Here is a 1,854-nt window from a genome sequence, read left to right as displayed (position 1 = left end):
GAAGCGGTAGCGTCTATGGATTCCCGCCTGCGCGGCACTGACGAGCGGGGCTGGCGTCGTTGAATATCGATTGGCGCTCATCATCGCTTGCGATGGCGATACGGCCCGTCACCTCCTTGGCCGATGAGGTGTATTCCGGACGGGGAGCGCAGCACCTCCGCGTCCTCCGCGCCTCTGCGCGAACCCATCTTCTCTTTGGAAATGTGCTCCGAAATCCGTGGCATGCCGCCCCCACGTCCGCCGTGTGACACCGAACCGTCACACGTTCGACACGAAATGGTATGCAATAGGTATTGTCAGCCCGCGCCGGTGCGATAGACTGCGCGCCGGATGACGGGGATGGGAATGCGAATGACCGACGTGCAGCTGGTGGCGCCACTCGCAGGATGGGTCCTGCCGCTTGCCGCCGTGCCCGACCCGGTCTTTGCCGAGGGGATGATGGGGCCGGGGATCGCGATCGATCCAACCGGCGATACGCTGCACGCGCCGTGCGACGCCATTGTGCTGACGGTCCATGCCGCCGGCCATGCGGTGACGCTGGATGCGGGCGGCGGCGTGTCGCTGCTGATGCACATCGGCGTCGATACGGTCGCGTTGAACGGACAGGGGTTTGCGGTGCTCGTCGCGCCCGGCGACCGGGTGCGGGCGGGCGATCCGCTGATCCGCTTCGATCTCGACGGCATGGTGCAGGCTGCGCCGTCCGCCGTCACCCCGGTGATCGTCATCGAGGGCGAGGGCGTCACGCTCGCCGATTGCGCCGCCGAGGGGCTGGTCGCGGTCGGCGATCCGCTGCTGCGCATCGTCGGTACGGCACGCGCCGCGGTGGCGGACGATGTCGCCGGCGCCATGGTCAGCCGCGACGCGATCGTGCGCCTGCCGCATGGCCTGCATGCCCGGCCCGCCGCGCGGATCGTCGCCGCCGTGCGCGCAAGCGGGGCCGAAGTGACGATCCGCAGCGAGGATCGCTCGGCCTCGGCGGCGAGTCCGGTCGCTCTGCTCTCGCTCGGGCTGGCGTCCGGCACGCCGGTGACGATCCAGGCACGCGGCGACGGGGCGGAGGGGGTGATCGACGCGATCGTCGCGCTGCTGACCGCGGAAGTGGACGCCGCGCCGGCTCCGCCCCCGGCCGCACCGGTGCGACGCGCACCCGCCGCGCTCGAACCGGGGGCGATCGGCGGTGTCGCCGCCGCGCCCGGGCTCGCGATCGGCCCGGCCTATTGGCTGCATGTCGCAATACCGGACCTGCCGGCGAGCGGCGAGGGCGTCGCGGTCGAGACGGCGCGGCTGGCGGGCGGCCTCGCGTCGGTGGCGGAGGCGCTGGCGGCCGCAGCGGCGCGGCCGGGGCAGCTTGCCGGCGTGCTCGACGCGCATCGCGCGATCCTCGATGATCCCGACCTGCGCGCCCGCGCCGATGCGGCGATCGCCAACGGCATGAGCGCTGCCGCGGCGATCATGACCGCCGCCGAGGCGCAGGAGGCGCAGCTGCGCGCCTCGGGCAACGCCCGCATCGCCGAGCGTGCCGACGACATCCGCGACGTCGCGCTGCGCGTCGTCTACGCGATCCTCGGCACCGAACCGGCCGCGCTCAGCGTCCCCGCGGGCGCGATCGTGCTCGCGCACGACCTGCTGCCGTCGCAGCTCGCGGCGCTGTCCGCGGTGCAGGTCGGCGGCTTTGCGGTCGCGGGCGGCGGGCCGACCTCGCACGTCGCGATCCTCGCGGCGGGCATGGGCGTGCCGATGGTCGTCGCGTTCGGCGATGCGATCCGCGCGGTCGACGACGGCGTCACGCTGATCCTCGATGCCGATGCCGGCACGTTGGTCGCCGATCCCGCGCCCGCGCGGCAGGCGGCGGTC

Annotated in this window: 1 protein-coding gene; it reads left to right on the top strand. The window is 72.9% G+C overall.

Annotated features, from left to right (window positions below; genetic code table 11):
- Positions 1-351: 351 nt before the first annotated feature.
- Positions 352-1,854 (top strand): glucose PTS transporter subunit IIA (locus tag B2515_RS03225; protein ID WP_293873623.1); only part of this gene is annotated, 1,503 nt, incomplete at its 3' end.

The organism is Sphingomonas sp. UBA978 (assembly GCF_002292295.1).
Taxonomy (GTDB): domain Bacteria; phylum Pseudomonadota; class Alphaproteobacteria; order Sphingomonadales; family Sphingomonadaceae; genus Sphingomonas.
This window is presented reverse-complemented; position numbering and strand designations above follow the sequence as displayed.